This is a genomic window from Pseudonocardia sp. T1-2H (genome assembly GCF_038039215.1).
In the GTDB taxonomy this organism is placed as follows: Bacteria; Actinomycetota; Actinomycetes; order Mycobacteriales; family Pseudonocardiaceae; genus Pseudonocardia.
In genome coordinates this window covers 224,299-237,775 of sequence record NZ_JBBPCL010000003.1, presented here as the reverse complement: position 1 = coordinate 237,775, position 13,477 = coordinate 224,299, and the positions used below count along the sequence as shown (strand labels likewise).

The 13,477-nt window shown below is 67.2% G+C and carries 13 protein-coding genes and 1 pseudogene; 11 read left to right on the top strand and 3 right to left on the bottom strand.

Features of this window, described 5'->3' with window-relative positions; genetic code table 11:
* The first annotated feature begins 325 nt into the window (after window positions 1-325).
* The 7 genes from WBK50_RS34760 (at window position 326) to WBK50_RS34730 (ending at window position 7,602) form a co-directional block, all read left to right on the top strand.
* Complete coding sequence (locus WBK50_RS34760) at window positions 326-1,453, top strand: homogentisate 1,2-dioxygenase (RefSeq protein ID WP_341339989.1); 1,128 nt, start codon at window positions 326-328, stop codon at window positions 1,451-1,453.
* 37 nt (window positions 1,454-1,490) lie between these two features.
* Window positions 1,491-2,786: an alpha/beta hydrolase gene (locus WBK50_RS34755; protein WP_341339988.1), complete on the top strand. Its 1,296-nt coding sequence runs from the start codon at window positions 1,491-1,493 to the stop codon at window positions 2,784-2,786.
* Window positions 2,787-2,841: 55 nt separating this feature from the next.
* Window positions 2,842-3,897 carry an LLM class flavin-dependent oxidoreductase gene (locus WBK50_RS34750; RefSeq protein WP_341339987.1) on the top strand — a complete coding sequence of 352 codons (1,056 nt, stop codon included), beginning with the start codon at window positions 2,842-2,844 and terminating at the stop codon, window positions 3,895-3,897.
* Window positions 3,898-3,953: 56 nt separating this feature from the next.
* Complete coding sequence (locus WBK50_RS34745; RefSeq protein WP_341339986.1) at window positions 3,954-4,925, top strand: LLM class flavin-dependent oxidoreductase; 972 nt, start codon at window positions 3,954-3,956, stop codon at window positions 4,923-4,925.
* Between the two features lie 105 nt (window positions 4,926-5,030).
* The gene (locus tag WBK50_RS34740) at window positions 5,031-5,633 is read left to right on the top strand and encodes a cysteine hydrolase family protein (protein ID WP_341339985.1); all 603 of its coding nucleotides are present in this window, start codon (window positions 5,031-5,033) and stop codon (window positions 5,631-5,633) included.
* Window positions 5,634-5,663: 30 nt separating this feature from the next.
* Window positions 5,664-6,854, top strand: a complete 1,191-nt coding sequence (locus WBK50_RS34735) for an LLM class flavin-dependent oxidoreductase (RefSeq protein WP_341339984.1) — start codon at window positions 5,664-5,666, stop codon at window positions 6,852-6,854.
* A gap of 451 nt (window positions 6,855-7,305) precedes the next feature.
* Window positions 7,306-7,602, top strand: coding sequence for an acyl-CoA dehydrogenase family protein (locus WBK50_RS34730; protein ID WP_341339983.1), 297 nt, complete (start codon window positions 7,306-7,308; stop codon window positions 7,600-7,602).
* 38 nt (window positions 7,603-7,640) lie between these two features.
* Here WBK50_RS34730 and WBK50_RS34725 read toward each other — a convergent pair whose 3' ends face one another.
* Both WBK50_RS34725 and WBK50_RS34720 read right to left on the bottom strand, forming a co-directional pair.
* Window positions 7,641-7,874 (bottom strand): hypothetical protein, encoded by a 234-nt coding sequence (locus WBK50_RS34725; RefSeq protein ID WP_341339982.1) that lies wholly within the window; start codon window positions 7,872-7,874, stop codon window positions 7,641-7,643.
* Window position 7,875: 1 nt separating this feature from the next.
* Window positions 7,876-8,259 carry a TetR/AcrR family transcriptional regulator gene (locus WBK50_RS34720; protein WP_341339981.1) on the bottom strand — a complete coding sequence of 128 codons (384 nt, stop codon included), beginning with the start codon at window positions 8,257-8,259 and terminating at the stop codon, window positions 7,876-7,878.
* Between the two features lie 213 nt (window positions 8,260-8,472).
* Between WBK50_RS34720 and WBK50_RS34715 the strand changes: the two are divergent.
* The 4 genes and pseudogenes from WBK50_RS34715 to WBK50_RS34700 all read left to right on the top strand — a co-directional run.
* Window positions 8,473-8,811: pseudogene (locus WBK50_RS34715) on the top strand (AMP-binding protein); the annotation flags it as partial.
* An 85-nt stretch (window positions 8,812-8,896) separates the two neighbouring features.
* Window positions 8,897-10,006 (top strand): class I adenylate-forming enzyme family protein, encoded by a 1,110-nt coding sequence (locus WBK50_RS34710; protein ID WP_341340015.1) that lies wholly within the window; start codon window positions 8,897-8,899, stop codon window positions 10,004-10,006.
* A gap of 25 nt (window positions 10,007-10,031) precedes the next feature.
* On the top strand, window positions 10,032-11,210 hold the full coding sequence (locus WBK50_RS34705) for a thiolase family protein (protein ID WP_341339980.1): 1,179 nt from the start codon (window positions 10,032-10,034) through the stop codon (window positions 11,208-11,210).
* 13 nt (window positions 11,211-11,223) lie between these two features.
* The gene (locus WBK50_RS34700) at window positions 11,224-12,003 is read left to right on the top strand and encodes an enoyl-CoA hydratase/isomerase family protein (protein ID WP_341339979.1); all 780 of its coding nucleotides are present in this window, start codon (window positions 11,224-11,226) and stop codon (window positions 12,001-12,003) included.
* 215 nt (window positions 12,004-12,218) lie between these two features.
* Here the strand turns inward: WBK50_RS34700 and WBK50_RS34695 are convergent, their stop codons facing one another.
* Window positions 12,219-12,977 (bottom strand): SDR family NAD(P)-dependent oxidoreductase, encoded by a 759-nt coding sequence (locus WBK50_RS34695; RefSeq protein ID WP_341339978.1) that lies wholly within the window; start codon window positions 12,975-12,977, stop codon window positions 12,219-12,221.
* Window positions 12,978-13,477 lie beyond the last annotated feature (500 nt).

Here is a 13,477-nt window from a genome sequence, read left to right as displayed (position 1 = left end):
TACGGCCCCGGCTGATGACGTGAGCTGGGCCCAGGTCTAGCTAGCCCTCTCCCTGCCTTGGTTGCGCCAGGGCTGGTCTGCGGATCCCCACGCCGCGAGCGGCCGCAAGTGCGGCCCTGAGGTCCGGAGCGCATTGATCTATAGACACCAGCAGTGATCCATGCCATAGTCCGTAGAGCGAAATACGCCCATATCGAGCGATTATCGCCCGTCGCCGGCGGATTCAAGCCCGGTCCAGATGTCAGTCGGTCCGCATCAGCGTTCGCAGGCGACGAGCGGCCAACGGCTTGCGGTGGGCCTCACGTGCGGAGGGAAGTGCATCGCGATGATCATTCGGCACGCTAAGGGCACCACGTCGAAGCAGGGACGCACCGGGTGGCCGGAGGGAACCTACGAGGACGAACACGGCCGGGACGGGTTCGCCGGCGAGGCGTCGATGCTGTATCGGGTGCATCCACCCACCCGGTGGGCGCGGATCGAGGGCAACCTGAAGCCGCGGGCGATGGACACCCTGGCGGTGGAGCCGACGGACATGGCCGATCCCGGGGGCGTGCCGACCCGGATCCTGTACAACGACGACGTTCACGTGTACGTGTCGCGTCGGCGGGCGCCCATGTCGTACTATATGCGCAACGCGGACGGTGACGAAATCTACTTCGTCCACGATGGCGCCGGCACGGTGGAGAGCGATTACGGCCCATTGACGTACGAGACCGGCGACTACGTGGTCATCCCGAAGGGTACGAATTACCGGATCGTGCCCGAGACGCCCGACAACTTCTTCCTCATCATCGAGTCCCGAAAAGGACCCACGGGCTTTCCCGAGCGGGGAATGCTGGGCCAGCACGTGCCGTTCGACTTCGCCCTGCTGCAGGGTCCGGATCCCCAGCCGATTCTCGACGAGGGCAGCGAGTACGAGGTGCGCATCAAGCGGGCCGACGAGTGGACGAGCGTCTTCTACGACTTCTGTCCGCTCGACGCCGTCGGCTGGACCGGTAACCTCTGCCCCTTCAAGCTCAACGTCAGGGACCTGCGTGCCCCGTACTCCGAGCGCACCCACCTGCCGCCCTCCACGTATGCGACGTTCCAGTGCCCGGGTTTCTGGGTCGTGACGTTCCAGCCCAAGCCTTTCGAGACCGCACCGGACGCCGAGCGCGTCCCGGCCTATCACCGCAACGTCGACTACGACGAGGTCGTGTTTACCCACTCCGGGCGCTTGATGTCCCGCGCGGAGGACCAGGGCGCGGCGACGCTGACCCTGCATCCGGCCGGCATCCACCACGGTCCTAACCCCCGGGCCTTCGAGGGCGCGAAGAAGGCGGACCGGATGGACGCCTTCCTGGTGAACATCGACGCCGAGAAGCCGCTGAGGTGGACCGAGGCCTTCACCCGCGCGGAGGACCCGAACTACTGGGCGACGTTCTCCGACCAGCTGATGCCCGTCACACCGTAGGCACGGCACGCAGAACCGAGAGGAAGGCTGCAGCCGCATGGCGCAGGGAGCCAACCAGGACCAGACCGATGCCTATCTCAAGCGGACGCGGTACACGACGTTCTCGTCATTGCCCACCGGATGCTCAGGCGAATTGATCAGCCTGTTCACCAGTGATGGCGCGGAGATCCGCGCGATGCTCTACACGCCGTCGCGCCCCTCGCGCACGGTGGTCACGTTCTCCCACCCCAGGGTGGACGTCCAGCGGCACTTCCAGATCGTCGACTTCCTGGAGGCCGGATACGCCGTTTTCGCGCACAACAGCCGATGGCTCAACAACGATGTCGCGACCACACACGAGCACCTCCTGCTCGACGTGGCCGCCGCCATGCGGTATCTGCGCACCGATCGGGAGTTCGAGAACGTCGTCCTGCTGGGCACGAGCGGCGGGGGGTCCCTGTACGCCTTTTATCAGGCCCAGGCCGGCACGGCCCCGGCCGACCGGCTGCGCGACCTGCCGTGGGGCGACCCCCTGGACCTGGGCGCCGAGGACATGCCGCAGGCCGACGCGATCATCCTCACCGCCGCGCATACCGGCCAGGGCAAGCTGCTCGAGCGGATCATCGACCCCTCCGTGGTCGATGAGGACGACCCGATGGCGGTTGACCCACGCTTGGACATGTACGACCCGGCCAACGGGTTCCGCGAGCGACCCGAGCAGAGCCGCTACAGCCCGGAGTTCCTGCTGTCCTACCGCGCAGCCCAGCACGAGCGGGTCCGACAGCTGGACACACTGGCCTTCGCGCGGATCGAGGAGCAACGAAGGTTCGGGGCCATGCAAGCCGACCCTGCCCTGGGGGGCACCGATGGGCGTGGCCAGATCGAGGTTCGGCGCCGCGCCGCAGGCACTCGCTACATGGTGGTCTACCGCACGACCGCGAACCCGGCCTACCTCGATCTACGGCTCGAGCCCAGCGACCGGGTGCAGGGCGGAATCTGGTCGCTGCAGCCGGAGGTCGACAATTTCGGCGAGTGGGGGCTGGCCAGGCTTGTGACCCCGCGGGCCTGGCTGAGCACATGGTCCGGCATCAGTTCCCGGGCCTCACTCGTGGACAACGCAGCCGGCCTGCATCTACCGACGCTGGTGATCACCGGTACCGCAGACCGCGACATCTACCCGTCCGACAGCGAGGCGGTCTACGCAGCGACCCCGCATCCGGACAAGTCATTGGTCATGATCGCCGGAGCCGATCACTACCTCCGACCTTCGGGACCCAAGGGCGAGGGGAAGGACACCCGCGCGGAATCGCGGGAACACACCCAAAAGTGGATGTCCGAGAGGTTTCCGGTGTAGCTCTCCTTCAACGAAGCCCCCGGCACAATGGACTCCATTCAATCAGGAGATGCACATGCGGTTCGGCATGCTGAGCATTTGCGACAACGACCCCGAGAAGCGGAGTACGCAGCAGTTCTACCAAGACCTGCTCGACGAGATCGTGCTCGCGGAGGAGCTCGGATTCGAGGACTACTGGGTCGCTGAACACCACTACAGCAACTACGGGGTCGTGCCCTCCCCCGCAGTCCTGCTGGCCGCCGCGGCGAGCAGGACGAGCCGGATCGGACTGGGCTCCGGAGTGAGTATCCTTCCTTTCCACGATCCACTGCAGGTCGCCGAGGACTACGCGATGGTCGACGTACTCAGCAACGGGCGCTTGACCTTCGGCGCCGGCCGCGGGTTTCTCATCCACGAGTACGAGGCGTTCGGCATCCTGAACCAGCAGGACAGCCGCGAGCGGTTCGACGAGGCGCTGGCGATCATCCAGAAGGCCTGGGAAGGGGAGCGGTTCAGCTTCGACGGGAAGCACTACACCGTCGACGAGGTGAAGCTCAACGTCGTGCCCCTGCAACGGCCGGGACCGCCGATCTACCAAGCGGCGCTGAGCCCGTCGAGTTACGAGAAGGCGGCAGCGCTCGGCGTGCCGGTCGCGGGGGTCGCGACCACCCTGCGCACCCTGGACCGGATCGAGGAACGGGTCGGCAGCTTCAAACGTCTGTGGGCCGAGTCGGGCCGCGACGCGGACACGGTCGACGTACCGATCACCTGGTACACCTTCGTGGTACCTGAGCAAGACCGGGTCTACGAAGACGCTGGGCGCCACCTCATCGACTACTTCCGGAGCATCGGGAACATCTTCGACCCGGAGAAGGTGGACAACCCGGAAGCCCGACAGGTCTACGAAGAGCTCCACGAATGGAATAACACCGTCACCTACGAATTCATCGAGAACAACACCGACGTGGCCCTGTTCGGTGATCCGGATACCGTGATCGCCAAGCTCGAGCGGATCCGCGCCGCAGGTGTCGAAAAGGTGCACTGCGTGATGAACTTCGGTAACAGGCCACACGACGAGGTCGCCGCCTCGATGGAGCTCTTCGCGAAAGAGGTCATGCCCGCGCTCCGCTGACCGGGTGCAGAACTCCCCATATTTCGTCCCATACTTCGACGGACGAAGGAGTCCGTGTGTCGTTGACGATTTCCTGTACCTTCGCCACCTCCAACCAGTCGCACGAGCATGCCCGGATCGCCGAGGAACTCGGCTACACGCGAGCGTGGTTCTACGACTCCCCGTCGCTCTACTCTGACGTCTGGGTCCAGCTCTGTCGGGCAGCCGACCGCACGGAGCGCATCATCCTTGGCCCCGGGTGTCTGATTCCCTCGCTGCGGCATCCGGCCACGAGCGCCTCCGCGATCGCGACGCTCGCCTCCATCGCGGGACGCGAGCGCGTGTGTGTCGCGTTCGGTACCGGTTTCACCGGGCGTCTGATGTTGGGCAAGCGGCCGATGAGGTGGGCCGACGTCAGCCACTACGTGCGGACGGTCCGCGCACTCCTGCGCGGCGAGCAGGTGGAGTGGGACGGCAGCATCATCCAACTGATGTACACCGAGGGCTTCGGTATGCCGCTCCCGCTCGAGGTTCCCGTCGTCCTGGGCGCCGCCGGACCCAAGGGGGCGGCAGCGGCACGCGAGGTGGCCGACGGCGTCCTGTGCGCGCCGGAGGCACTGCCGGGATTCGATTGGACCATCCTGTTCAACTACGGGACCGTCCTCGACGAGGGCGAGGACCCGGACTCCGAGCGAGTAATCGCGGCAGCCGGCCCGGGAATGACGATGGTGTTCCATTTCCTGTATGAGCACCGAATGCTCGACAAGCTGCCCGGCGCGGATGCGTGGGCGGCCGCGTACGAGGGGATCGATCCCGCTACTAAGCACCTGGCCATGCACGATCGCCACCTGGTCGCGGTGACGGAGAGGGACCGGCCGTTCATCTCGGGCGATGTGCTGATGGCGAGCGGGATGGCGATGACGCCGCAGCAGCTCCGCGACAAGCTCGCGAAGATGGAGGAGTCCGGCGTCACCGAGGTGGCCTACCAGCCGGCGGGACCGGACATTCCGCGCGAGCTGGAGGCTTTCGCGAAAGCGGCGCACGACTGACACGCAGACCCTTTCTCCCACACATACGGCGACGTCCCGCCAGATCCCCAGACCCGGCGTGCCCGTCGTACCGATCGAACCTGAGAAAAGGACGGAGCGAGTGTGATGGCTGTCGACCTCGACAAGGAGAGAATCGCGATTCTCGTCTGTCACCTACAGCGGGACGTGATCGAGAACGAGAAGACGCTCGGTGCCGTGTTTGGGCCCGAGGCTGCCGCCCGGAAGGTGGTAGCACAGGCCGGTCGGCTCCTCGACGGTGCGAGGTCAGCTGGCGCACCGTGTGTGCTGATCCGGATCGCTTGGCGGGCGGACCGATCGAACCTGCTGACGAACCTGCCGCTGCTCCGGATGGCGGCCGGTCTCGATGCGCTGATCGAGGGAAACCCTGGCGCGGAGTTCGTCGACGACCTGCCACGCCGGGACAGCGACATCGTCCTCACCCACCACCGCACCAACCCGTTCCTCGGAAGTGACCTGCACACCATTCTGCAGGCCCGCGACGTGGACACGGTCGTGCTCTGCGGTGTCGCGACGAACATGATCGTCCAAGCCACCGCCTTCGCCGCAGCCGACCTCGGCTACCGGGTCGTCATCGTCGAGGACGCCTGCGCCGCGGGTACGCCCGCGGCCCACACGGCGGCGATGGAGACGCTGGGGCTGCTCGCCGATATCGCGCACACCGACGACGTCGCCAGCGCACTGTCGTAGCCGGCACATAATCGAGGAGAGGATCGAGTAATGGAGAACGGGCTCTTCTACACGCCGCTCACCGGTGCGTCCCGGGCCGAGATCGAATGCGGGATGGCAGGCAAGAATGAGGCCTACTTCCAACGGATGTTGCACGAGCTGACCGAGCAGGCCCAGCGCGCCGATGCGCTCGGTTATGACAAGCTCGCCATCTCGGAGCACCACTTTCAGATCGAGGGATTCGAGGTCCCGAACAACCCGGTCATGTTCAATGCCTACCTGGCAGCGCAGACCAAGAACATCAAGCTCGGCCAACTGGGCATCCTGGCCGCCGCACGACACCCACTGCTGGTCGCCGAGGACATCGTGCTCCTAGATCACATGACCCAGGGACGCTGCTTCGTCGGTCTGGCCCGTGGGGCACACACCCGTGCGGTGAACGTGCTCGCCGACAAATACGGGATCAAGGCTCCAACTCCTGGACTCACGGACCCGGCAGCCCGGCAGTTGAACCACGAGCGGTTCGTCGAAAACTTCGAGCTCATGAAGATGGCCTGGACACAGGACACCTTCAAATTCACCGGGAAGTACTGGCAGGTCCCTCCGGATGACGTCGTCTTCGGCCACGAGGGCACCGCGAAGTACGGCCGAGGCCAGAACGCGGAGGGCCGGATTGATGAGATCGGGATCGTTCCCCGTCCGTTCACTAAGCCCTACCCCCAAGTCTACGTGCCCTTCACGGCGAGCCCGGCGACCGTGGAGTGGTGTGCCAGAAACCAGATCCGCCTGGTGGCGTTCACCTCGATCCACGAGCAGATCGACGAGATCCTGACCCGGTACCAGCGGGCCGCGAACGAAGCCGGACAAGCAATCGGGTACGGCGACGGCGTCGCACACTTCAAGACGATCATCATCTCGGATACCGAGGAAGAAGCACGCCACCACGCCGAGAACGTCGCGTGGGCGTGGGCTGAATGGCTCGGTGGATACGGATTCAACGAAGCGTTCCGACTGCCTGGCGAAACCGGCCCCATCCCGAACAACTTCGAGACCACCCAGCGAGGCCACCGGTTCATCTTGTACGGCACCGCGGACCAGGTTCTCCGCCAATTGGAACCGTTCGTCGAGCAGTACAACGTCGGTGAGCTCTTCAACTGGGTCTTCAACGGAGTCATGCCTCACGACGCTGTCCTGAAGTCTTTCGAGCTGTATGCGGAGAAGGTCGCGCCCAAGCTTCCGTGAGCAACACGTCCTCTTCACGTCGTTCCTGCTCGACGGCCTGCACGCCGAGGTGGCCCCACCGGTCCTGCGGGCGGTGACGTCGGGTGGGAAGGTGATGGCGCTGGCCCTGACCGAACCTCGGGGTAGCAGCGGCGCCTCCCACCTCGCAGCGCGCGTGCGGCCGATCGACGGCGGATTCCTCGTCTCCGGGAGAACACTCGGTGACGCTGGCCGCGCACGCGATCGTCGTCGGCACTACCGATCTCGCCCTGGGATCGCGGGGGACGCGCCGGCTACTGCTCCCCTGGCCGACCCATCAGCCTGCAGCGGATCCCCGATCCCGGGTTCCGCCCCCTCAGACGGACCAGCCTAACCTTCGACGACACGTTCGTCCCCGGCGATCACCAGCTCGGCGACGGTAGCAGCGGCCTCGCCGCCCAGCTCGGCGACTTCGGCTTCTCCCGGGCAGTTCATGTGTATCGCGCCGCGCGCCGAAGCGGCCCGCTGGCTCTGCTACCGCAGGCTGGGTCTGCGCGACGGCCTGCCGCACACCCGCGAGGCCGCGATGGTCAAGTGGTTGGTCCCGCACCTCGCGGTGCAGGCCATCAACGACTGCATCGTCCCGCACGGTCACGTCGGATGGTCCACCGAGATGCCCCTGCAGCAGCTCCTGCTCGACGTCAGCGGACTGCAGATCGGCGAAGGCGCCCCGCAGATCCAGAATCTCGTCATCGCCCGTCACCTCATCGGCCGCCAGTACACCGGCTGAGATTGCGCGGTGACCTGCGCTGCGCCCCGACGGGCGCTCTACTCGGCCGGGTCGAGATAGGTGTGCGCGAGGCGTTTCCACGCGGCCAGGTGCGGCTCGAGCCGGGGATCGCGCGGCTCGAAGGTGTAGGTCATCGCGACCCCGCGCATGCTCGACCACAGCAGGGAGCTGAACTCCCGGAACTGCGGCAGCCCCGCCAGGCGTGTCCCGAACACGGCGGCCAAGGTGTCCCGGATGATCGGCGCGAGCCGGTGCTCCTCGGGCTGGAGCACCTCACGGAGCTCGGCGTTGGTCCGCGAGGCGACCCAGAAGCTCGATGGTCGCGGCGAACAGCGGCCCACGATAGGTCGCCCACATGGTCTCGACCGCGGCGTCGATGTCCTCGCCCCGCTTGGGGTCGGGCGGGCCCACGATGAGATCGCCGGTCCGGGCCTCGGCGAGGTGTTGCACGGCAGCCACCAGGAGCTCGTCCTTGGAGGGAAACTGGTGCAGCAGGCTGCCCATCGACACGCCGGCCCGTTTCTGGATCGCCGTGGTCGTGCTGCGGCTGTAGCCGTCCTCGGCCAGGCAGGCTACCGCGGCGTCCAGGATCCGGGCACGGGTCTGTTTAGCCCGCTGCTGCACCGGTCGAGAGGCCGCGTTGGAGGACGACGCCATGGGTGGACGATAGCAGCGGATCCATACTAGTAAAGAGTTGCTAGTACGGCTTTACTATTTTTCCGAGTTGTGCCAGCCTGCTAGAGCGGGCCGCAGGATCTGTCGCCCCACAGCCTCGCGACGCCGCGTGCCGTCCGGAACGGCGCGTCGCAGCTCACGCCGGGCCGCCGGACCGCAAAGGAGCGGAACCATGACCGCCGCCAGCAGGTACGCGTGGATGACCGTCACGAGTCATATGCGCCAGGCCGCGGCGATCGACGGTTCACGCACCGCAGCCATCACCCTGGATCGAAGTCTGACCTTCGCCGAGACGTGGGACCGTGGGGTACGACTGGCCAACGCGCGCTCGGTGTCGAGCCCGGCGACCGCGTCGCCGGGCTCGAGGACAACAACGTCGGTGCCGCCGACATGCTCCTCGGCTGCGCCATCGCCGGCGCGGTCCGGGTCCCGCTCTACCCCCGTAACTCCGCGGAGTCGCACAGAGCGATGCTCGAGGGCACCGACTGCAAGGTCGTCATCACCGACACCGTGCACGCCGCCGGGGTCCAGGGTCTCGAGACCGAGGTCGCGTCCCTGGAGCACATCATCGTGCGCGACGGCGGCTACGAGGACAGGCTGCGCCCCCAGGACGACATCGATCCGGATCGACGGCGAGTCCTGGTACGTCCTCCGCCACTCCAGCGGCACCACCGGCAAGCCCAAGGGCGTCGCCTACACCCACCACGGCTGGGTGACCAAGTGCCGGAACTGGGCCTACTGCCTCGAGCGGATGACCGTCCGGACGATCATCGCCCACGGCGCGCCGATCTCGCACGCCTCGGGCTACTTCTTCCTTCCGGCGTGGCTCCCTGGCGGGGCGAACCTACTGTTCGGGGCCATTCGAGCCGGACAAGGTCCTGACGATGATGCGCGCGACCGGGCCACCCACATGTTCGCCTCACCCGGCATCCTCGCCATGCCACCCCGCCACCCCGATGCCGCGGCCCAGCCGTGGACGGACCTGCAGTCCATGGCCGTCGGCGGCGCGCCGATCACCGACGCCGCGGCCCTGCCGCCCGCGACGTCTTCGGCGATACCCTCGTGCAGCTGTTCGGACAGACCGAGGTTCGTGCCGGTGACCCACATGGGCTCCGAGGAATGGTTCGCCAACATCAAGGGGTCGAACCCGCTGCGCTCGGCTGGCCGGGTCGTCCCTTACGCCCAGGTCAAGATCGTCGGCCCGGACGGAGCGGAGCTCCCAACGGACGAGGAGGGCGAGATCGTCGCGCGCGCCGAAGGGCAGATGCGCGGCTGCTGGGGCGACGAGGAGCTGACCAAGGCCGGTCTGGCCGACGGCTGGGTGCACACCAACGGCATCGGCAAGTTCAACGCCAACGGGTTCCTCTGCGTCCTCGACCGCACCGACGACATGATCGTCTCCGGCGGCTACAACATCTGGCCCGCCGAGCTCGAAACAGTGATCGCGGAAGCACCCCGCCGTGCCGAGGTCGCCGTGTTCGGTGTCCCCGACGGGCGCTGGGGTGAGACCCCGATGGCGGTGGTCACCGTGGCCGCCCCTTCCACCGTCAGCGCCGACGAGCTCGTCGAGGCCCGCGTAAACGGCTCGGCTCCTACAAGAAGCCCGGCCGGGTCGAGCTCACCACCGACCCGCTCCCGAAGTACGTCGTCGGCAAGCTGCTGCGCAAGGCCCTGCGCGAACCGCACTGAGAAGGGCACGACCGCCGGATCTCCGGGTCGTGACCGATGACCACCGCGAACCGAGGAGCCTGATCGTGTCCACCCGTGAAGCCGTCATCGTCGACGCCGTGCGCACCCCGGTCGGGAAACGCGGCGGCTTACTCAAGGACTGGCACCCCACCGACCTGCTCGCTCACACCCTGAGCACCCTGGTCTCCCGGAGCCGGTTCGACCCGGCCGCCCTCGACGACGTGATCATCGGGTGCGTTCTGCAACGCGGCGAGCAGACCGGCAACATTGCCCGCAGCGCCGTCATGGGCGCCGGCTTCCCCGAGTCGCTGCCAGCCACCACTATCGACCGCCAGTGCGGCTCGGGCCAGCAGGCCGTCCACTTCGCCGCCCAGGCGATCGGATCCGGTGAGTACTCCTTCGCCGTCGGCGGGGGCGTTGAGTCCATGACCCGCGTCGAGCTCGGGCCTCTGTTCGAACCCGGCGCCGGGCCCGGCCCCTGGTATGGGGAACGGGCGCTGGCCCGCTACGAGGGCAACCTGCTCGCCCAGGGCCCCTCCGCGGAGCTGGTCGTGCAGAAATGGGGCCTGACCCGTGAGCAGCTCGACGCCTACAGCGTCGGCAGCCACGCCCGCGCCGCGCGTGCCGCGGCAGACGGACGTCTCGCCGACCAGCTGGTGCCGGTCGAGGTCGGCGACGGCCGCGGCGGGACCACGACGATGACCCGCGACGAGGGCATCCGAGACTCAATCGACCCCGCGCGGATGGCGCAGCTCAAGCCGGTCTTCGCCCCGGACGGGGCCATCACCGCGGGCAACGCCTCACAGATGAGCGACGGGGCCGCGGCCCTCCTGGTCGCCGAGCGCGCCGCCGCTGAGGCAGCCGGGCTGCGCCCGAGGGCACGGATCGTGTCCATGGCCGTGGCCGCCGACGACCCACTGCTGCAGTTCACCGCGGTACTCCCGGCCACCCACAAAGCTCTCGCCCAGGCCGGCATGAGCGTCCACGATCTCGACCTCGTCGAGGTCAACGAAGCCTTCGCCCCGGTCCCTCTGATCTGGCAGAGCGAGTTCGACTACCCCGCCGACCAGATCAACGTCAACGGCGGCTCCATCGCGATCGGCCACCCCCTCGGCTCGACCGGCGCCCGCATGATGACCGGCCTGCTCGCCGAGCTCGAACGCACAGGCGGCCGCTACGGGCTGCTCACCATCTGCGAAGGCATGGGCATGGCCAACGCCACGATCATCGAACGCCTCGGCTGAAGGAGTCCGCAGCATGAGCAACGAGAAGCCGCTGCTGGTCGAGCGGCACGGTCCGGTCGGCGTTTTGACCCTGGATCGGCCGAAGGCCCACAACGCGCTCAGCCGCACGCTGATCTCCGCACTCGTCCAGGCGCTGAACGAGATGGAGAACGACGGGAGGATCCGGGTCGTGGTGATCGCCGGCTCCGAACGCACCTTCTGCGCCGGCGCCGACATCGACGAGATCACCACTATGATGGGCGTCCCTGTCCTCGACCCCCTGCCGATCGATCCGCTCTTCGAGCTCCTCGGGCGCTACCGCAAACCGACCGTGGCCGCCGTGCGCGGCCTCGCCCTCGGCGGCGGATGCGAGATCGCCCTCGCCTGCGACATCGCCATCGCCGGACAGAGCGCACGCTTCGGGGTCCCCGAGGTCGCCCTCGGCGTCCTGCCCGGAGCCGGTGGCACCCAGCGACTCGTCCACGCCCTCGGCAAGGCCAAGGCGATGAAGATGCTGCTGACCGGTGATCACGTCGACGCCGACTATGCCTACGCGGCCGGCCTCGTCGCCGAGGTCGTGTCCGACACCGATGTGCTCGACCACGCGACCGCGCTCGCGAACCGCATCGCCTCCAACGGACCACTCGCTGTCCAGCTCGCCATGAACTCCGCCCGCAACGCCTTCGAGGCCACCCTGGCCCAGGGCCTGACAGTCGAACGACGCAACTTCCACATCCTTCTCTCCAGCGAAGACGCGCAGGAAGGCGTCGACGCCTTCCTCGCCAAGCGGCCGCCCCAGTTCACAGGCCAGTAGCGGCGGCCACGTGTTGACGTCCCTGTACAGCTGGTACGACCGGTTGGGATGACGAGCCCGGAGGAGCTCACCGACCAGATCGTGATCGTGATCGGCAACGTCCTTTCCGACAGTCCGGTGAACCGGGGTGCGCCGCTCACCTCACCTTGACGGTAATCGTTCGTCCCGGCATGACCGCCGCCGGTTCGAGCGCCTGGCCGGACCAGCGCAGGGCCTCAGCGAGCGGGCAGCCGGGCCGCGCCGTCGATGCGGATCACCTCCCCGTTGAGCATGGGGTTGTCCAGGATGTGCCCGACGAGCGCCGCAAATTCGGATGATTGGCCCAGGCGGGCAGGGTGGGGCATCTGCTGCGTCATCGACGCCTGGGCCCGAGGAGGCAGCGACCGTAGTAGCGGTGTCTCGAAGAGGCCCGGCGCGACGGTCACGACCCGGATGGCGTGCTGTGCGAGATCTCTGGCCGCAGGCAGGGTCATGCCGATCACGCCGGCCTTTGACGCCGAGTAGGCGAGCGACCCGGCCTGACCGTCATAGCCCGCGATGGAACTGGTGAGGACGATGACGCCCCGGTCGTCTTCCTCAGGGGTGTTGGCCGCCATGCTGCGCGCGGCGAGGGCCAGCAACATCGCAGTGCCGGTGAGGTTTACGCGGCACACCTCGTCGAACTCGTCAAAAGACAGCATGCGGTTGTCGCTCAAGATCCGCGCCGAGGATCCGATGCCCGCACACGCGACGGCCGCTCGTAGCGGACCGAGCCGGGTCGCGGTGGCGACTGCAGCCTCGACCTGGTCCGGTACGCGTACGTCGGTACGGACGAAGTGCGCCTTCGGACCGAGCGCTGCATTCGGCTGGTCCGACGGTGATAACAGGTCGGCAATCACGACCGATGCGCCGCGCTCGAGGAGCAGTCGGACTGTCGCGAGGCCGAGGCCCGACGCTCCACCGGTGACCACTGCTGAGCAGCCTTCGAGAAACATGAGAAGCGCCGTCCTCTTCGGATGGTGACGATGACGCCCAGAAGAACTGGGTGTAGCGGATGTCAGGCTTCGGCCGGTGCAGGCCAACTCGTACGGCCCGAATCGATCGTTCACAACAGTTTCTGTGGTGCGGCCACCTCCGTCCGTGGGCGGCGCGAAGTGGTGCACCTGCGCCGGGCCGGCGTCGTTCTCCGAGACCGCAACCCCGCCCGGCGAGCTGTCCGCTGCGAGGCCGGAGGCCGTGGTGCAAGTGCCATTGCTTACGCCCGTCGTGCTCCCTCACCAGCCTCGGCTCCACCCCCGTGACCGAACCCCCACCGAGCAGCTATGTCCGTATTCGCTCACGTAGCTCAGGTCTCACCATAACCCAGTGAACCGCAGGTCAGAGCGAACTCTTGCTAGGGTTGTCAACATCGGTTAACCTTGCTGCGTCAGGGAGGGCAACATCACACCGGCACGACGGAGAGGTTCGTCACCCGCAGCCATCAGCGCGGAGCCAC

What these genes read in the sequence shown, in the direction of transcription:
- WBK50_RS34760 (WP_341339989.1), top strand. Translation starts at nt 326, where the DNA reads ATGATCATTCGGCACGCTAAGGGCACCACGTCGAAGCAGGGACGCACC.
- WBK50_RS34755 (WP_341339988.1), top strand. Translation starts at nt 1,491, where the DNA reads ATGGCGCAGGGAGCCAACCAGGACCAGACCGATGCCTATCTCAAGCGG.
- WBK50_RS34750 (WP_341339987.1), top strand. Translation starts at nt 2,842, where the DNA reads ATGCGGTTCGGCATGCTGAGCATTTGCGACAACGACCCCGAGAAGCGG.
- WBK50_RS34740 (WP_341339985.1), top strand. Translation starts at nt 5,031, where the DNA reads ATGGCTGTCGACCTCGACAAGGAGAGAATCGCGATTCTCGTCTGTCAC.
- WBK50_RS34735 (WP_341339984.1), top strand. Translation starts at nt 5,664, where the DNA reads ATGGAGAACGGGCTCTTCTACACGCCGCTCACCGGTGCGTCCCGGGCC.
- WBK50_RS34730 (WP_341339983.1), top strand. Translation starts at nt 7,306, where the DNA reads ATGTGTATCGCGCCGCGCGCCGAAGCGGCCCGCTGGCTCTGCTACCGC.
- WBK50_RS34720 (WP_341339981.1), bottom strand. Translation starts at nt 8,259, where the DNA reads ATGGCGTCGTCCTCCAACGCGGCCTCTCGACCGGTGCAGCAGCGGGCT.
- WBK50_RS34700 (WP_341339979.1), top strand. Translation starts at nt 11,224, where the DNA reads ATGAGCAACGAGAAGCCGCTGCTGGTCGAGCGGCACGGTCCGGTCGGC.
- WBK50_RS34695 (WP_341339978.1), bottom strand. Translation starts at nt 12,977, where the DNA reads ATGTTTCTCGAAGGCTGCTCAGCAGTGGTCACCGGTGGAGCGTCGGGC.